The 19453-nt window shown below is 75.9% G+C and carries 3 protein-coding genes and 1 pseudogene; 1 reads left to right on the forward strand and 3 read right to left on the reverse strand.

All coding sequences use genetic code 11. The features are described 5' to 3' along the window. The first annotated feature begins 24 nt into the window (after nucleotides 1-24). Nucleotides 25-3879 carry a thioester reductase domain-containing protein gene (locus tag ACIG3E_RS40650; RefSeq protein WP_399626210.1) on the forward strand — a complete coding sequence of 1285 codons (3855 nt, stop codon included), beginning with the start codon at nucleotides 25-27 and terminating at the stop codon, nucleotides 3877-3879. Nucleotides 3880-3957: 78 nt separating this feature from the next. Here the strand turns inward: ACIG3E_RS40650 and ACIG3E_RS40655 are convergent, their stop codons facing one another. The 3 genes and pseudogenes from ACIG3E_RS40655 to ACIG3E_RS40665 all read right to left on the reverse strand — a co-directional run bounded on the left by ACIG3E_RS40655 (nucleotide 3958) and on the right by ACIG3E_RS40665 (nucleotide 19370). Next, complete coding sequence (locus ACIG3E_RS40655; protein WP_399626212.1) at nucleotides 3958-5196, reverse strand: acyltransferase family protein; 1239 nt, start codon at nucleotides 5194-5196, stop codon at nucleotides 3958-3960. 311 nt (nucleotides 5197-5507) lie between these two features. Then, nucleotides 5508-10958, reverse strand: a pseudogene (locus tag ACIG3E_RS40660) (SDR family NAD(P)-dependent oxidoreductase); the annotation flags it as partial. Nucleotides 10959-10997: 39 nt separating this feature from the next. Further along, complete coding sequence (locus ACIG3E_RS40665; RefSeq protein ID WP_399626213.1) at nucleotides 10998-19370, reverse strand: type I polyketide synthase; 8373 nt, start codon at nucleotides 19368-19370, stop codon at nucleotides 10998-11000. Between the last annotated feature and the right edge of the window lie 83 nt (nucleotides 19371-19453).

Genomic DNA, 19453 nt, shown 5'->3' on the forward strand with positions numbered 1-19453 from the left:
GCGCAGAGTGTGGAGGCGTCGTTCGTGGCGTTGCAGCGCCGGGAGCAGCCCCAGGTGCGCACCGCGCTGGCCGGGCTGGCGCAGGTGCACGCGGCCGGGCACGCGGTGGAGTGGGCCCGGCTGTTCGCGGGCACCCCGGCCGCCCTGGTGGACCTGCCGACGTACCCCTTCCAGCACCAGAACTACTGGCTGGACAGCACCTCGGCGGCCTCGCGCAGCACGGCCGGGCTCGGGCTCGCCGCGCCGGGGCACCCGTTCCTCGCCACGGCCGTCCGGCTCGCCGGTGACGACGGGGCGGTGTTCACCGGGCGGCTCTCGCTGCACGCCCACCCCTGGCTCGACGGGCACCGCGTCGGCGGCACCGCGACGCTGCCCTCGGCCGCCCTGGTCGAGCTCGCGGTCCGCGCCGGTGACGAGGTCGGCTGCTCCGGCGTCGCCGACCTGACGGTCGCCACCCCGCTGACCGTGCCCGAGAGCGGCGGCGTACAGGTGCAGGTGGCCATCGGCGCTGCGGGCGAGGACGCGTACCGGCGGATCACCATCAGCTCCCGGCCCGACCGGGACGAGCAGGGCGCGCCGTGGCAGACGCACGCCACCGGCCTGCTCACCGAGGCGCAGCCCGCGCCCCTGGTGTCCCTGGAGGCCTGGCCGCCGCCGGGCGCGACCCCGGCCGGGCTCGACGGCTTCTACCAGCGGCTCGACGAGAAGGGCTTCGCGCACGGGCCGGTGTTCCAGGGGCTGCGGGCGCTGTGGCAGCGGGGCGACGACCTGTTCGCCGAGGTCGCGCTGCCCGACGACGCGGACCTGGAGGCGTTCGGGATCCACCCCGCGCTCCTCGACGCCGCGCTGCACCCGCTGCTCGCCGCCGGGCGCGACACCACCGGGCTGTCCTGGCACGGCTTCACCCTGTACGCCTCCGGGCCGCGCACGCTGCGGGTCTGGCTCAGGTCCAAGGGCGACGACGCGTTCCGGCTGTGGCTGGCCGACGGGTCGGGCGAGCCGGTCGCCGAGGCCCGCGCGCTGCGGCCGACCCCGGTGGCGCCCGTGGAGCGGCTCGACGGGGCGAGCGGCGACTCGCTGTTCCACGTGGCCTGGTCGCCGGTCGACCTGCCCGACCCCGAGGACCTCACGCCCACCCGCCTCGCCGTGCTCGGCGACGCGCCGGACGGCGTCGGGCACCGCGTCGAGAGCGTCGCGGACGCCGCGGGGGACGTCCTCGTGGCCGTACTCGACGTGCCGTCCGGGGACGGCACGGTGGACGCGGCGCACCGGAGCACCCTGCGGGCGCTCGAACTGGTGCAGGACGGTCTCGCCCTGGAGACGTCCCGGCTCGTCCTGGTCACGCGGAACGCCGTCGCGACCCGTGACGGCGAGGACGTCGACCTCGGCGCGGCCCCGGTGTGGGGCCTGGTCCGGTCCGCCCAGGTCGAGAACCCGGGCCGGATCACCCTGATCGACCTCGACGACGACCCGGCGAGTGCCCGGTGCCTCACCGCCGCGATCGCCTCCGGCCACGAGCAGCTGGCCCTCCGGGCGGGCCGCGCGAGCACCCCGAGGATGGCCAGGGTGCGCCCGGCCACCACGGCCGCGCCGGAGTTGGCGCCGGAGGGGACGGTCCTGATCACCGGTGGTACCGGTGCGCTCGGTGGTCTGTTCGCCCGGCATCTGGTCACCGCGTACGGGGTACGGCACCTGGTCCTGACCAGCCGTCGGGGCCAGGAGGCGCCCGGGGCGCAGGAGTTGGCCGCGGAGCTGACCGGGATGGGTGCCGCGGTCACGGTGGCCGCGTGTGACGCCGCCGACCGGGACGCGCTCAAGGCCGTGCTCGACGCCGTCCCCGCCGAACACCCGCTCACCGGGGTCGTCCACACCGCCGGTGTCATCGACGACGGCATCATCACCGCCCTCACCCCCGAACGCCTCACCACCGTCCTGCGGCCCAAGGTCGACGCCGCCTGGCACCTGCACGAACTCACCCACGGCCAACCCCTCGCCCTCTTCGCCCTCTTCTCGTCGGTCGCCGGTGTCATCGGCTCGCCGGGGCAGGCGAACTACTCGGCGGCCAATCTGTTCCTCGACGCCCTCGCGCAGCACCGCCGCGCCCACGGCCTCCCTGCCGACTCGCTGGCCTGGGCGGCGTGGGCGCAGGAGCACGGCATGGCCTCGCGGCTCTCCGAGGTCGACTGGAGCCGGGCGACGCAGTCGGGCCTCAGGCCCATCGCGCCGGAGGAGGGGCCCGAGCTGTTCGACGCGGCGCTCGCCGCCGCGCACCCGGCGACGGTGCCGATGCACCTCGACGTCGGGCTGCTCGAACGGCAGGCGGGCCCGCTCTTCCCGGTGCTGCGGAGCCTGGTGCGCAGGCCGGACCGGCGCGTGGTCACCGCCGCGGCAGCGCACAGCGGGCAGCTCGCGGAGCGCCTCGCCGAGCTAGACGGGCCAGGCAGGCGCGAGCTGCTGCTCGACCTGGTGCGCTCGTCGGTGGCCGCGATCCTCGGCCACGCCAGGACCGACGGCATCACCCCCGCCACCGTCTTCACGGACCTCGGCTTCGACTCGCTCACGGCCGTGGAGCTGCGCAACCACCTGGAGGGCGTGACGGGTCTGCGGCTGCCGCCGACCCTGCTGTTCGACCACAACACCCCCGCGGCGCTCATCGACCACCTCGGCGCGGAGCTGGCCAGCCGGTCCGAGGCGCCCGCCCGGTCCGCGGTGGACTTCGCGGCCGAGGTGCGGCTCGCCGACGACGTGGTCCCGGCCGACGAGGTCGTCACCGTGGTCGCCGACCCCGGGCAGGTGTTCCTCACCGGGGCGACGGGGTTCGTCGGGGGCTTCCTGCTCAGGGACCTCATGCGGTCGACGGGGGCCACCGTGCACTGCCTGGTCAGGGGCGCCGACGAGGCGACCGCCCTGGACCGGCTGCGGTCCGGCCTGACCTGGTACGGCATCTGGGACGACATCGATCCCGACCGCCTCAGGGTGCTCCCCGGCGACCTCTCCGCGCCGCGCTTCGGACTCACCGCCGAGCGGTACGACCGGCTCGCGCGGGAGGTCGACGCGGTGTACCACGCGGGCGCCACCGTCAACTGGCTGCACCCGTACCAGTCGTTGAAGGCCGCCAACGTCACCGGCACCGAGGAGGCGCTGCGGCTCGCCGCGCTGCACCGGACCGTCCCGCTGCACTACGTGTCGAGCACCGGCGTCTTCGCCAAGGCGGCACCCGGCGGCGCCGGTCTGACCCCCGAGGACCCGACCGGGCCGCCGGAGGAGCTGACCAACGGCTACCGGCAGAGCAAGTACGTCGCCGAGAAGGTCATCGGGCTCGCCCAGGAGCGCGGCCTGCCCGTGTCGATCTACCGCGCCGACGTCATCTCAGGGGCGCAGACCAACGGCGCCTGCCAGACCCGCGACTTCGTCTGGCTGAGCCTCAAGGGCAGCCTCCAGGCGGGGAAGGTGCCGACGGGCGCGAACGCGCTGTTCCCGATGGTGCCGGTGGACTACGTCAGCGCGGCCGTCCTCGAACTGTCCCGCACGGCGGACAGCCGGACCTTCCACCTGTTCAACCCGGTGGCGGTCAGCTTCGCCGACATGGTGACGCGGCTCCGCGCCCTGGGCCACGTCCTGGACGAGGTGTCCTGGGACGAGTTCGAGGCCACGGTCCGCGACGACCGGGAGAACGCCCTCTTCCCGACGATCGACATCTTCCGCGCCTACATGACCGCGGGCGAGACCCTGTACATGCGCGTAGACGTCAGCGCGACGGAGTCCGCCCTGTCCGGGACGGGCATCACCTGCCCGGAGATCGACACCGAACTCTTCACCACGTACGCGAAGTTCTTCACGCAAGCCGGATACTTCCCGGCGCCCGTGCGGGCCGCCTAGCCGGGCCCCGCCCGGAGCAACGCGGAGGGCCGGGCGCGTCCCGTGGGACGCGCCCGGCCCTCCGGCACGGGATGGCGCTCAGTCGAGTACGCGCTGGTCCTCGGCCCTCGCGGGCGGCGGGACCGGGGCGACCGCGGCCCGGCGGTGGCGGCCGAAGCGGTGCATCAAGGGTCTCTCCACGCACCAGTACAGGATCGTGGCGGAGACCACGGCCGCCGCGAGCAGGGCGAGGGCCATGAGTGAGCCGGTCGCGAGGGAGAAGGTGCGGGTGGGGCCGTGCCAGTCGGCCACCGTCACGATGATGATCCAGTGGACCATGTAGAAGGCGAAGGAGATCTCGCCGAGGAACACCATCGCGGGCCTGCGGAACACCGACGGGGTCTGTTGCCGGTCGGCGACCGCGGCGGCGGCGATGAGCGGCGCGGTCCACACCGTCGACATCCCGGCCGTGCCCGCCAGGTACGGCAGCTTCAGGGCGAGCACGTAACCGGCGACGGCGATCGCGAAGGCGGGCACCAGGCCGATGCGCGGCCACCGCCCCGCCGCCACGATCCGGGCCAGCACGATGCCGAGGACGAATTCGAGCGCGCGGACCGGCGGGAAGAAGTACACGAACCACACCTGGTCGAAGGAGACCTCGCCGGTCAGACCGAAGCCGATGAGGCCGGGCTGGTCGTCCACCGCGTACGTGGCGACGAGGAATGCCCCGACGATCAGGCCGAGCACCACGGCGAGCGCCGGCCACAGCCATTCCTCGCGGATGCGGCGCACCACGGGGAAAAGGACCGGAAAGGCCAGGTAGAAAAAGAATTCACACGCCAGCGACCAGCTCACCCCGTTGACGGCCGAACTCGTCCGGATGTCGGGGAACCACGCCTGCTGCATGGTCAGGGACGCGAGCCAGTCGACGGTGCGCGTGGGCCGGTCGGTGCTGAGCACGAAGAGCGCCGCGAGACCGAAGGTCACCCAGTGCATGGGCCCGATCTTCACCAGGCGGCGGCGCCAGAACGAGGTCGTCGTGTCGCTCGCGCGAGCGGTCCAGGCGAGGACGAAGCCGCTCAGGATGAAGAAGAAGCCGACGCCGTACGAGCCGGAGAGGGCGAAGGCGTCCCGCAGCCGCACCCCGGTGTCGCCCGGGATGAGCTGGGTGTACCAGACGACGTGCGTGGCGAAGACCATCAGGGCCGCCACGAAGCGCAGACCCGTGAGGGACGGCAGCCGCGTCAGCATGCGATCCGCCCGGAAGTCGAGCCGGAAGTCGAGCGGCCGGAAATCAGCCGCCCAGAACGCCACCGGCCGGAACTCGGCCGAAAACAAACGGAATTGGTCTGTGATTGCGCAGGAATGGCCCGCGCTATCGGGTAGCCTGACATGGGTGGCCTCCGTACCAGAAAACGAATGTGACTGGGTAGCGGAAGACTGACACGCTTTCTCCTGCGCGCGGTCATGCCACGGTAACCGCGCGCCCTTCAAGGGATTACCGCGCGATGGGCGCGGAATTGCCGCACGGCCGGGACAAGAGCGAAGGGCCCGTTCGGAGCAGCGGCCGATGCCCCGAGCGAACCCTTCGCGACTTTCGGGCCCGCCGCCCGCGGCGCCTCAGCGCGCGGTCACGGCGGGCCCCGCCCTCAACTGCCGTCCAGGAACTGGAAGAGCTCCTCGTCCGTCGCGTCCGCGACGTCGAGCCTCGGCCCGGACCTGTCGGCCTCCCTGAGCGTGCGCAGCCGTACCAGCAGGCCCTCGATCCGCTGCGCGATCTCGTCCCCGTCGGGCCCCGTCGCCGAGGACGCCGTCAGGGCCGCCTCGACCCGGTCGAGCTCCGTGAGGACCGAACCCGGCGCGGGGCGCGGTGCCCGGTCCGCGAGCTCACGGATCAGCTCACGGGCCACCGCGACGGCCGTCGGGTGGTCGAACACCAGCGTCTGCGGCAGCCGCATGCCGGTCTCCGCGCCCAGGCGGTTGCGGAACTCCACGGCCGCCACCGAGTCGACGCCCAGCTCGGAGAACGCCCGGTCGGGAGCCACCGTCCGGCCCGCCGGATAGTCCAGGACGCGGGCCATCTCCGTGCACACCAGGTCGAGAAGCACCTCGTAGCGGTCGTCATCCGGCAGCCCGGCGAGCCGGTCGAGGAGGGAGCCCGTGCTCACCGGCGCCGGGCGCGCGGGGCGCGGGGCCGCGCCCCGGCCCGCGAGCCGCCGCAGGATCGGCGGCACGTCCGCCTGGGCGCGCATCGACGCCAGGTCCAGCGCCACCGGCACCAGGACCGGCTCGTCGAGCCCGAGCGCGGCGTCGAGGAGCGCCACGCCCTGCTCCGAGGAGGACAGGGTCACGCCGAACCTGGCCAGCCTGGCCAGGTCCATGTCGGTCAGGTGCTCGGTCATCGTGCTGCGCTCGGCCCACATGCCCCACGCCAGGGACACGCCGGGCAGGCCCCGGGCCCGGCGGTGCTGCGCGAGGGCGTCCAGATAGGCGTTGCCCGCCGCGTAGTTGGCCTGGCCCGCCGGGCCGATCAGGCCGGACATCGACGAGAAGAGGACGAACGCCGACAGGTCCAGGTCGCGGGTCAGCTCGTGCAGGTTCCACGCGGCGACCATCTTGGGGCTCAGCACCGCGTCGAGCCGCTCCGGGCTCAGCTCGGTGAGCACCCCGTCGTCGACGACACCGGCCGCGTGCACGACCGCCGTCAGCGGGGCCTCGGCGGGGACGTCCGCGAGGACGCGGGCGAGCGCGGCCCGGTCGGAGGTGTCGCAGGCGGCGAGGACGACCTCGGCCCCCAGCTCCGTCAGCTCGGCCGCCAGCTCCGCGCCGCGCGGCGAGTCCGCGCCCGCGCGGCTGACGAGGACCAGGCGCCGTACGCCGTGCGCGCTCACCAGGTGCCGGGCCACGACCCCGCCGAGCGTTCCGGTGCCGCCGGTGACGAGCACCGTACCGGCGCCGAACGCCCCCGCGGGCGCGGTGGAGCCGCCCGCTTCGGCCCGGACGAGACGGGGCACGAGCACCCGGCCCTGGCGGAGGGCGAGCTGCGGCTCCTGGTCGAGCAGCGCGGCGAGTTCGCCCCACGCCACCGCCCCGGCCGCCGCCTCGTCCACGTCCACCAGGGCGAACCGGCCCGGGCTCTCCGTCTGCGCCGAGCGCACCAGGCCCCACACGCCCGCCTGGGCGAGCCCGTCGACCGGCTCGCCTGCGGCGGTGGCGACCGCGCCCTCGGTCACCAGGGCGAGCGTGCCGGAGGCGCGCCGCGGGTCGGCGAGCCACTCCTGCATGACGGCGAGGACCTCGGCGGTGACCTGCCGGGCGTCGGGCCCGGCCGGGCAGCGCAGGAACACCACGCCCGGGTCGTCGGGAACCTCCGCCACCTCCCGTACGAGCGTCCAGCGGGCGGCGGCGGCCGCCTCGGCGGGCGCGGCCGACCAGTCGACGCGGAACATCGAGTCCGCGGGCGCGCCCGGCCCGTCGGCGGGCATCTGCCGCACCCGCAGCGCGTCGACCGAGGCCACCGGCACCCCGGCGGTGTCCGCAAGGCGCACCGACACCGCGTCCGCGCCCGCGCCCGCCATCCGCACCCGCAGCGCGGCCGCCCCGGTCGCCGAGAGGGACACGCCCGACCAGGCGAACGGCAGGACCGCGCCGTCCGACCCGTCGAGGAAGTCGCCGAACCAGATGGTGTGCAGGGCCGCGTCGAGCAGCGCCGGGTGCAGCCCGAACCGGTCCGCCTCGGCCACGGCCTCCGCGGGCAGGGCGACCTCGGCGAACACCTCGTCGCCCCGCCGCCACAGCGCCGAGAGCCCCTGGAACACCGGGCCGTAGTCGTAGCCGCGCGCGGCGAGAGAGGCGTACAGGTCGTCCAGCGGGACCTCCCGCGCGCCCTCCGGCGGCCACACCGCGGCGTCGAAGCCCGCGGGCTGGGCCCAGTCGGCCAGCGAGCCCTCGGCGTGCCGGACCCACTCGCCGCCCTCCACCTGGGCGTGCACCGACACCGCCCGGCGGCCGGAGCCGTCGCCGTCCTCGACCACGACCTGGACGCGGGCCCCGGTCCGCTCGCCGATGACCAGCGGGGCGTGCAGCGTCAGCTCGTCGAGCAGGCCGCAGCCGACCTCGCGGCCCGCGCGCAGGACCATCTCCACGAACGCCGCGCCGGGCACCACCACCCGGCCGAACACCGCGTGGTCGGCCAGCCACGGCTGGGTCTCCAGGGAGAGCCAGCCGGTCAGGACCGTCGCGCCGGACTCCGGCAGCGAGAGGACCGCGCCGAGCAGCGGGTGCTCCCCCGCGGTCAGGCCCGCGGCCCGCAGGTCCCCGGCCGCCGCCGTCACGTCCATCCAGTACCGCTCGCGCTGGAAGGCGTACGTCGGCACCTCCACGGCGCGCGCGCCGGACCCGGCGAACACCTGCTGCCAGTCCGCCTCCACGCCGTGTACGTACAGCGCGGCGAGCGCGGTCAGCGCCGTGGCCGCCTCCGGCCGTTCGGCGCGCAGGACCGGCACCACGACCGGCGCGGGCTCCCCGTCCCGCTCCGCGAGGCAGCCCTCCGCCATGGTGGTCACCGCGGCGTCGGGGCCCGCGCCGACGAACCGGGTGACCCCGTCGCCCTGGAGGCGGCGCACCGCGGCGGCGAACCGCACCGGCTCGCGGACCTGGCGCACCCAGTACTCCGGCGAGCACACCTCCCGCGCGGTCAGCGGCTCACCGGTGACGGTCGACACGATCGGCAGGACCGGCTCGTGGAACGCCACACCGGCGAGCACCTCGCGGTAGGGCTCAAGCATCGGGTCCATCAGGGGCGAGTGGAAGGCGTGGCTCACCCGCAGCCGCTTGGTGCGCCGACCGAGGGCCGCGAAGTGCCCGGCGACCGCGAGGACCGCCTCCTGAGCCCCCGAGACGACCACGGACCGGGGGCCGTTGACGGCGGCGATGCCCGCCCCTGCGCCGGAGGCGCCCGCCCCTGCGCCCGGGGTGCCCGCTCCCTCGCCCGGGGTGCCCGCTCCCTCGCGGGGGGCGCCCGCCAGGACCTCGGTGACCTCCTCCTCGGTGGCCTGCACCGACACCATCGCGCCGCCCTCGGGCAGCCGCTCCATCAACCGGCCGCGCGCCGCCACCACGCGGCACGCGTCCTGCAGCGTCCACAGGCCCGCGACGAACGCCGCCGCGAGCTCGCCGATCGAGTGCCCGGCCAGGACCTCGGGGCGTACGCCCCACGAGCCGAGGAGCCGCGCCAGGGCCACCTCGACCGCGAACAGCGCGGGCTGCGCCCAGCCGGTCCGGTCGAGCGGCCCGGCCTCCCCCTCCGCGAACAGCACCTCGCGCAGCGGCCGGTCGAGCAGTCCGTCGAACCCGGCGCACACCTCGTCGAGCGCCGCCGCGAACACCGGGAACGCCGCGTACAACTCGCGGCCCATGCCGGGCCGCTGGGTGCCCTGCCCGGCGAACACGAAGGCGGTGCGGCCGCCTTGGGCGACGCCGCGCACCACACCCGGGCCCGCGCCGCCGCCCGCGATCGCCCGCAGGCCCGCGAGCAGCCCCTCCTGGTCCTTCGCCACCACGGCGGCCCGCTGCTCGAACGCCGTCCGGGTCGTCGCGAGGGTGAACCCGGCGTCCAGCGGGTCCAGGGAGTCCACCGCGGCGAGCAGCTGCCGGGCCTGGGCGGCGAGGGCCTCGGGGGTCCTGCCGGAGAGCACCAACGGCACGGCGGGCAGCGGTACTTGCTCCTGCCGCTCGGTCTCCTCCGCCTCGGGGGCCTGCTCCAGGACGAGGTGCGCGTTGGTGCCGCTGATGCCGAACGAGGACACCGCGGCCCGGCGCGGCTCGCCGGTCACCGGCCACTCGCGCCGCTCGGTCAGCAGGTTCACCGCCCCCGTCGACCAGTCGACGTGCGACGACGGGGTGTCCACGTGCAGGGTCCGGGGCAGGACGCCGTGCTGGAGCGCGAGGACCATCTTGATCACGCCGCCGACCCCGGCCGCGGCCTGGGTGTGCCCGATGTTGGACTTGAGCGAGCCGAGCCACAGGGGGCGGTCGCGGTCGGCTCCGTAGGTGTCGAGGACGGCCTGCGCCTCGATGGGGTCGCCGAGGCTGGTGCCGGTGCCGTGTGCCTCGACGGCGTCGACGTCCGCGGTGGTCAGGCCCGCGTCCTCCAGGGCCTGCCGGATCACCCGCTGCTGCGCGGGGCCGTTGGGCGCGGTCAGGCCGTTGGACGCGCCGTCCTGGTTGACCGCGCTGCCGCGCACCACGGCGAGGACCGGGTGGCCGAGCCGCCGGGCGTCCGAGAGCCGCTCCACCAGGAGCATCCCGGCGCCCTCGGCCCAACCGGTGCCGTCGGCCGCGTCGGCGAAGGACTTGCAGCGCCCGTCCGGGGACAGTCCGCGCTGCCTGCTGAAGGCGACGAGCATGCCCGGCGTCGACATCACCGTGGCGCCGCCCGCGAGCGCCATCGTGCACTCGCCGCGGCGCAGCGACTGCACCGCCAGGTGCAGCGCCACGAGGGACGAGGAGCACGCCGTGTCGACGGTGACCGCGGGACCCTCGAACCCGAAGGTGTACGCGATCCGCCCGGAGGCGACGCTGTTGGTGGTGCCGGTCAGCAGGTGTGCCTCCGCGCCGCCGACGGCCTGGTGCAGCCGGGGCCCGTAGTCCGGGGCCATGGCGCCCGCGAACACCCCGACCCGGGCGCCGCGCAGCGAGGCCGGGCGCACCCCGGCCCGCTCCAGGGCCTCCCAGGAGGTCTCCAGGAGGAGGCGCTGCTGGGGGTCCATCGCCACCGCCTCGCGCGGCGAGATGCCGAAGAACTCCGGGTCGAAGTCCGTGGCCCCGCGCAGGAATCCGCCGCGCCGGGTGTAGGTGCGGCCGGGCGTGTCGGGGTCCGGGTCGTACAGCGCGTCGCCGTCCCAGCCCCGGTCGGCGGGGAACACGGTGATCGCGTCGCCGCCCGCGTCGAGCAGCCGCCACAGCTCCTCCGGCGAGCCGACGTCGCCGGGGAAGCGGCAGCCCATGCCGACGACGGCGATGGGTTCCCGGCTCGCCCGCTCGGCGTCCGACAACCGCTGCTTGGTCTGCTGCAGTTCGGCCGTGACCCGCTTGAGGTAGTCGACCAGCTTCTCTTCGTTACTCACAAGACCCCCGCTTCAGGACGTGCCAAGTTCGCCATCGATGAGATCGAAGAGCTCCGCGAGCTCAAGACCGTCGAGCCCGCCGCCCGGCGGCGCGGACTCCGGTGCCGCCGCGGCCGGTTCGGCCGGTTCGGGTACGGCGGGTGCGGCCGGGCCGAGCGCGGCGGCGATGTGCGCGGCGAGCGCCGACGGCGTCGGGTAGTCGAACACCAGGGTCGCCCGCAGCCGGAGCCCGGTCGCCGTGCCCAGACGGTTGCGCAGCTCCACGGCCGTCAGGGAGTCGAAGCCGAGCTCCTTGAAGGTGCGGGCCGGGTCCACCCCGCCCGGATCGCCGTGGGCCAGGACGGTCGCGGTGTGCTCGCGCACCAGGGTGAGGAGGGCCGCCGCGCGCTCCTCGGCGGACAGCGCGGCCAGGCGCTCGCCGAGCGGGACGGCACCGGCGGGGCCGCCGGTGGCCGCCGCCGTGCGGCGCACCCGCTCGCGGACCACGCCGCGCAGCAGCGCGGGCACCGCCCCCTGGGCCCGTACGGCCGCCGGGTCGAGGCGGGCCGGGACGAGCAGGGGCGTACCGGAGGACACCGCCGCGTCGAAGAGGGCCAGGCCCTCCGCCGACGTCAGCGGCGCGAGTCCGGCGCGCCGCATCCGGCTCAGGTCGGCGTCCGCGAGGTGGCCGGTCATGCCGCTGGCCTCGGCCCACAGGCCCCAGGCGAGCGACACGCCGGGCAGGCCCCGCGCGGCGCGGCGCTGGGCGAGGGCGTCGAGGAACGCGTTGGCGGCGGCGTAGTTCGCCTGCCCCGGGAGGCCGAGGATCCCGGCGACCGAGGAGAACAGGACGAACATCGACAGGTCGAGCCCGAGGGTCAGTTCGTGCAGGTTGAGGGCGGCGTCGACCTTGGGCCTGAGGACCCGGCCCAGCTGCTCGGGCCGCATCGCCTCGATCACGCTGTCGTCGAGCAGCCCGGCCGCGTGCACGACGCCGGTCAGCGGCCGGTCGGCGGGGACCGCCGCGAGGAGCGCGGCCAGGGCGTCCCGGTCGGCGACGTCGCAGGACGCCACGGTGACGTCCGCGCCCAACTCGGTCAGCTCGGCGGCGAGTTCGGCCGCGCCGGGGGCGTCGGGGCCGCGCCTGCTGGTGAGCAGCAGGCGCGTGGCGCCGTACCGGGTCACCAGGTGCCGGGCGAAGAGCCCGCCGAGGGTGCCGGTGGCGCCGGTGACCAGGACCGTCCCCCGCGCGAGCTCGGGCCGGGCCGTCGGCAGGCCCGTGGCGCGGGCGAGCCTGGGCACGAGCAGCTGTCCCTCGCGCAGGGCCAGCTGGGGCTCGCCGGTGGCGAGGGCGGTGGGCAGCGCGGCGGCGGACTTCTCGGTGCCGTCCAGGTCGACCACCGCGAAGCGGTCGGGGTGCTCCCGCTGCGCGGTGCGGAGCAGGCCCCATACCGTGGCGCCCGCTATCCCGGAGAGCTCCGCTGGACGTGCCGCGTCGGGCCGCCGGTCGTCCGCGGGTTCGTCGTGGCTGGTCGCGCAGTTCCCCGCGCCCCTTTGGGGCGCCACCGCCTCGCGGGTGGCGAAGACCAGCTTCGACGACGCGAAACGGTCGTCGGACAGCCACTGTTGGATCAGGCTCAGCGTGCGGCCCGCCGCGGCGTGGGCGTCGGGCTCGGTGAGCGGGGCGAGGACGGTCTGCGGCACCGGGCCCGCGGCGGCGAGCGCGGCGAGGTCGGCGTGGGCGGGCGCGCCGAGCGCGAGGTCGTCGGTGCCGACGAGGGCCCACGACGGGGGCGCGGCGGGGGCTTCGGGTGCGCGCACCTCGGTCCAGTCCACGCGGAACAGCGCGTCCGGGGGCCCCGCGGTCAGCTCGCCCGCGGGCATCGGCCGAAGGGCGAGGGCCTCCACCGAGGCCACCGGCGCCCCGGAGGCGTCGGCGAGCCGCAGCGCGAGGGTGTCCGGGCCGTCCGGGGTGATCCACACGCGCAGCGCGGCCGCGCCGGTGGCCCGCAGCGACACGCCCTGCCAGGAGAACGGCAGGCGGCAGTCCGGGCCGTCCCCGACGGCGGCGTGCAGGGCCGCGTCGAGCAGCGCCGGGTGCAGCCCGAACCGGCCCGCGTCCGCCGCGACCGCCTCGGGCAGGGCGACCTCGGCGAACACCTCGTCGCCCCGCCGCCACCAGGAGCGCAGGCCCTGGAACGCCGGGCCGTAGCGGTAGCCGAGCTCGGTCCAGCGGTCGTAGCCGCCGTCCCAGTCCACCGCGACGGCGCCCGGCGGCGGCCACGCGCTCAGGTCGAACTCCTCGGCGGGGCCCGAGGCGAGCAGGCCGCTCGCGTGCCGGGTCCAGCCGCCGGAGCCGTCCGCCGGGCGGGCGTGGACGGCCAGGGCGCGGCGGCCGTACTCGTCCTCGTCGCCGACCGTGACCCGGACGGCGACCGCGCCGTGCGGCGGCAGGACCAGCGGCACCTCGCAGGTCAGGTCCGCCACCTGGTCGCAGCCGACCTCGTCGCCCGCGCGGATCGCCAGTTCGGCGAAGGCCGCGCCGGGCAGGACCACCGTGTCGCCGAGCCCGTGGTCGGCCAGCCAGGCCTGGGTCCGCACGGAGAGCTGTCCGGTCAGGACGACGCCGCCGGAGTCGGGCAGTTCCACCACCGCGCCGAGCAGCGGGTGGTCGGCGGCGGCGAGGCCCGCGGCCTCGACGTCCGCCGACGCGTCGGTGCGCGCGGGCTCCAGCCAGAAGCGCCGCCGCCGGAACGCGGAGGTGGGGACGTCGACGGGCCGGGCGCCGGGGAAGACGGCCCGCCAGTCGGGGCGTACGCCGCGTGCGTACGCCTCGGCGAGCGAGGTCACAAAGCGCTCCGGGCCGCCGTCGTCGCGGCGCAGGGAGCCGACGGCGACCGCGTGGTCCACCAGGTCCTCGACCGCGCTCGTCAGGGCCGGATGCGGGCTGACCTCGACGAAGACCGAGTGCCCTCGCTCGGCGAGCACGCCCACGGTCTCGGCGAAGCGGACCCGCTGGCGCAGATTGCGGTACCAGTACGCGCCGTCCAGGGCGGTGGTGTCCAGGACGTCGGCGGTGACCGTCGAGTAGAAGGGGATCGCCGCGGGGCGCGGCGTGAGACCGGTGAGGAGCGCGGCGAGGTCGTCGGCGATCCGCTCCACGGGCGCCGAGTGCGAGGCGTAGTCCACCGGGAGCCGCTTGACGCGCACCCCGTCGGCCTCGCAGGAGGCGACGAGTTCGTCGAGGGCGTCCAGGGCCCCGGCGACGACGACCGCCCCCGGGCCGTTGACGACGGCCACGGAGATCCGGCCCTCCCACCGGTGCAGGCGGGCGGCGGCCGCGTCCTCGGACAGGGCGACCGAGACCATGCCGCCGGTGCCGGACAGGGCCAGGATGGCCTTGCTGCGCAGGGCGACGACCTTCGCCGCGTCCGCGAGGTCCAGGGCCCCGGCGACGCAGGCGGCCGCGATCTCGCCCTGGGAGTGGCCCACCACGGCGGCGGGCTCCACGCCGTAGGAGCGCCACAGCGCGGCGAGGGACACCATCACCGCGAACAGCGCGGGCTGGACGACGTCCACCCGCTCCAGGGCGGCGGCGTCGCGCAGCACCGCGAACAGGTCCCAGTCGACGTGCGGGGCCAGGGCCTCGGCGCAGGCCCGCATCGACGCGGCGAACACCGGGGCCGCGTCGAGGAGTTCCACCGCCATCCCGGCCCACTGCGAGCCCTGGCCGGGGAAGACGAACACGATCCCGCCCGGCTCGCGCGCGGTGCCGCGCACCACGCCGGGGGCGTCGCTGCCCTCGGCGAGCGCCGCGAGGCCCCGGCGCCGCGCGGGCAGGTCCGCGGCGACGACGGCGGCCCGGTGCGGCAGTCCGGAACGGGCGGCGGCCAGCGCGAACCCGGCGTCCACCGGGTCGAGGCCGGGGTGCGTGTCCAGGAAGGACAGCAGGGCCGCCGCCTGGTCCGCGACGGCGTCCTCGCCGCTCGCGGAGAGCACCCAGGGCAGCACGGGGCCGGGCTCCGGGCGCGCCGACGGGGGCCGCACCTCCTGCTCCTCCTGCGGGGCCTGTTCGATGACGACGTGGGCGTTCGTGCCGCTGATGCCGAAGGAGGACACCCCGGCCCGGCGCGCCCGGCCGGTCTCCGGCCACGGGCGCGCCTCGGTCACCAGCTCAAGGCCGCCCGCGGCCCAGTCCACGTGCGGTGTCGGCTCGTCGACGTGCAGGGTCGGCGGGACCGTGCCGTGCCGCAGGGCCTGCACCATCTTGATCACCCCGGCCACGCCCGCGGCGGCCTGGGCGTGGCCGATGTTGGACTTCAGGGAGCCGAGAAGGAGCGGGTGTTCCGGGGCCCGGCCGCGGCCGTAGGTGGCCGCGAGCGCGTCGGCCTCGATCGGGTCGCCGAGGGTCGTGCCGGTGCCGTGCGCCTCGATCACGTCGACGTCGGAGGCGGACATTCCGGCACTGGCGAGGGCCTGGCGGATGACGCGTTCCTGGGCGACGCCGTTCGGCGCGGTGAGGCCGTTGGACGCGCCGTCCTGGTTGACCGCGCTGCCGCGCACCACGGCGAGGACGCGGTGTCCGTTGCGCCGCGCGTCCGAGAGCCGTTCGAGCACCAGGGTGCCCGCGCCCTCGGCCCAGCCGGTGCCGTCGGCCGCGGCGGCGAACGCCTTGCACCGGCCGTCCTCGGAGAGGCCGCGCTGCCTGCTGAACTCCACGAACATGCCGGGCGTTGACATCACCGCGACGCCTCCGGCGAGGGCCAGCGAGCACTCCCCCGCGCGCAGGGCCTGGGCGGCCAGGTGCAGCGCCACGAGGGACGAGGAGCACGCGGTGTCCACGGTCACGGCGGGGCCCTGGAGGCCGAGCGTGTAGGCGATGCGCCCGGAGGCCACGCTGATGGTGCTGCCGGTGAGGCGGTAGCCGTCGGACTCGGCGTGCGCGGCGTGCAGCCGGGGGCCGTAGTCCTGCGCCATCGCCCCGACGAAGACGCCCACGGACGCGCCGCGCTGCCCCGCGGGGTCGAGCCCGGCCCGCTCCAGGGCCTCCCAGGACGTCTCCAGGAGGAGCCGCTGCTGCGGGTCCATCGCGAGGGCCTCGCGGGGCGAGATGCCGAAGAACTCGGGGTCGAACTGGTCGGCGTCGTGCAGGAATCCGCCGTGCCGGGCGTAGGACGTGCCCGCCCGGTCCGGGTCGGGGTCGTAGAGCCGGTCGGTGTCCCAGCCCCGGTTGGCGGGGAACTCGGAGATCGCGTCGGTGCCGTCCAGGACGAGGCGCCACAGGTCCTCCGGCGAGGCGACGCCGCCGGGGAGGCGGCAGGCCATCCCGACGATCGCGATCGGCTCGTCGGCCGCCGCGGCCACGGCGGGCAGCGCCTCCGCGGCGCGCTCGCCGCCGGGCGCCAACGTCCGCAGATGGTCAGCGAGTTGAGCAGGCGTCGGGTGGCCGAACAGCGTCCCGGCCGGGAGCGTGAGCCCGGTCGCCGTGCTCAGCCGGTCCCGGAGCTCCACCAGGGACAGCGAGTCGAAGCCGAGCTCCTTGAAGGTCGTGCCGGGCTCCACCGCGTCGCCGTCCGCGTGCCCGAGCACGACCGCGACCGTCGACCGTACGAGGGCCAGCAGCTCGGGCCCGGCGGGGAGGGCGGGGGCCGCCACCGCGGCGGCCGCCGGGGGCTCGGCGCCCGGGGCCTCGGGGGCGGCGGGGGCCGCGGGCCTGGCCGTGGCCCCGGCCAGCCAGTACCGCTCGCGCTGGAAGGCGTACGTGGGCAGGCGCAGCGTGCGGGCGCCGAGCGGGGCGAAGACGCGCGACCAGTCCACCTCGGCGCCGCGCGCGTGGAGTTCGGCGAGCGAGGCGAGGAACCGCTCGGGGCCGCCCTCGCCCCGGCGCAGCGAGCCGGTGACGACGGCGGACGCGACCCCGGACCGCTCCACGGTCTCCCGCAGCGGCGGCACGAGCACCGGGTGCGGACTGCACTCGACGAACACGCCGTACCCGTCGCGCACCAGCGCCTCGGTCGCCCGCTCCAGCTCCACGGTCCGGCGCAGATTGCGGTACCAGTACGCCGCGTCGAGCTCGGCGGTGTCCAGCAGGCCGCCGGTCACCGTGGAGTAGAACGGCACCGCCGACGTCCTCGGGCGGATCCCTTCGAGGACGGTGCGCAGGCGTTCCTCGATCTGTTCCACGTGGGCCGAGTGGGACGCGTAGTCGACGGCGATCCTGCGGGTCTCGACGCCTTCCTCGGTCCACCGCTCGACGAGTTCGTCCAGGGCGTCGGCGTCGCCGGAGAGCACCACCGACGACGGGCCGTTGGCCGCGGCGATCGACACCGCGCCGTGCCACTCGGCGATCCGGTCGCGCACCTCGGCGGCGGAGCGCAGGACCGACACCATGCCGCCGCGCCCGGAGAGGGCGAGGATGGCCTGGCTGCGCAGCGTCACGACGCGCGCGGCGTCCTCCAGGGACAGGGCGCCCGCCACGCAGGCGGCGGCGATCTCGCCCTGGCTGTGCCCGACGACCGCCGCGGGCTCGACCCCGCAGGAACGCCACGCGGCGGCCAGGGACACCATCACGGCGAACAGCGCGGGCTGGACGACGTCGACCCGCTCCAGGGCCGCCTCGTCGCGAAGCACCGCGTCGAGGGACCAGTCGACGTAGGGCGCGAAGGCCTCCTCGCACGCGCGCATCGACGCGGCGAACTCCGGTACGGACTCCAGGAGTCCGACGGCCATGCCCGCCCACTGCGAGCCCTGCCCGGGGAAGACGAACACCGTCTTGCCGGACGCCGTCGCCTGGCCCTCGACCACTCCGGCGACGGCCGCGCCGGAGGCGAACGCGGCCAGGCGGCTGCGGAGTTCGGCCCGGTCGCTGCCGGTCACGACGGCGCGGTGCCGGAAGGCGGTCCTGGTGGTGGCGAGGGACAGGCCGATGTCCGCGGCGGGCGCCGTCGGCCGCGCGTCGACGAAGGAGAGGAGCTGGGCGGCCTGGGCGCGCAGCGCTTCGGGGGTGCGGCCGGAGACCGGCCAGGCGAGGGCGGCGGGGGCCGGGCGCTCGTCGACGGCCAGGGCGGCGGTCGGGGCGGCGGTCGGGGCGGTCGCGGCACCGGTCACCGGACCGGTCGCGGGGTCGGTCGCGGGGGCGGTCGCCGGGGGCTCGCTGACCACCAGGTGGCAGTTCGTGCCGCCCATGCCGAACGAGCTCACCCCGGCCACCAGCGGCTTGTCCGGCTCGGGCCACGGCGTCAGCGCGGTCTGCACCCGCAGGCGCAGCTCGTCGAGGGGGATGTCCGCGGGCGGCGCGGTGAAGTGCAGGCTGGGCGGCAGCTGCCGGTGGCGGATGCTGAGGGCCACCTTGAGCAGCCCGGCGATGCCGCCCGCGCCCTCCAGGTGACCGATGTTGGACTTGACCGAGCCCACCGCGAGCGGGGCGTCCGGCTGCCGGGCGTGGCCCAGGGCGGCGCCGAGCGCGGCTGCCTCGATGGGGTCGCCCACCCGGGTGCCGCTGCCGTGCAGCTCCACGTACTGCACGCCGCGCAGGGCGACACCGGCGCGCCGGTACGCCTGTCGGACGACCTCCTCCTGCGCGGACCCGCTCGGCACGGTGAGCCCGGCGTGCTCGCCCTCGCCCGCGCCGTCGTTGTTCATGGCGCCGCCGTTGAGGACGCAGTAGATGTCGTCGCCGTCGGCGAGCGCGGCGGCCAGCGGCTTGAGCACCACGGCGCCGCCGCCCTCGCCCCGGACGAACCCGTCGGCCCGCTCGTCGAAGGTGAAGCAGCGGCCCTCCGGCGACAGGCCGCCGAACCGGGCCGCGCCGAGCGTCGTCTCGGCCAGGATGTTGAGGTTCACGCCCCCCGCGATGGCGACGCCGCACTCCCCCCGGCGCAGGCTCTCGCACGCCATGTGGACGGCCACGAGCGAGGAGGACTGCGCGGTGTCGACGGCGAGGCTCGGCCCGCGCAGGCCGAGGTGGTGCGAGACGCGGTTGGCGATGATGCTCCGCCGGGTGCCGGTCATCGTGTGGCGGCCGACCCCGGCCTCGCCGAGGCGGTCCTGGAGCGCCGCGTAGTCGTCGTACATGACGCCGACGAACACGCCGGTGTCGCCGCCGCCGAGCGTGGCGGGGACGATCCGGGCGTCCTCCAGGGCCTCCCAGGTCAGCTCCAGCATCAGGCGCTGCTGCGGGTCCATCGCGGCGGCCTCGCGCGGCGAGATGCCGAAGAACGAGGCGTCGAACCGGTCGATGCCGTCGACGAACCCGCCGAGCCGGTGCGGCAGTTCGGCGCCGCGCCAGCGGTCGTCGGGGGCCTCGCGTATCGCGTCGGTCCCGGTGCGCAGCAGGTGCCAGAACTCGTGGCCGTCGCTGGCCCCAGGGAACCGACAAGCCAATCCGACCACGGCGATCTGTCTCATGCCATGCAGTCAACAATGCGCGCGGACGAACCGGCTTGTCGCCGGGTCCCAAAACGCGATGCGGAATCTGGTGGCCGGGAACA

The organism is Streptomyces sp. NPDC053474 (assembly GCF_044544845.1).
In the GTDB taxonomy this organism is placed as follows: Bacteria; Actinomycetota; Actinomycetes; order Streptomycetales; family Streptomycetaceae; genus Streptomyces.

Excerpts from the sequence above, each read along its gene's own strand:
- ACIG3E_RS40665 (WP_399626213.1), bottom strand. The coding sequence starts at position 19,370 with ATGAGACAGATCGCCGTGGTCGGATTGGCTTGTCGGTTCCCTGGGGCC.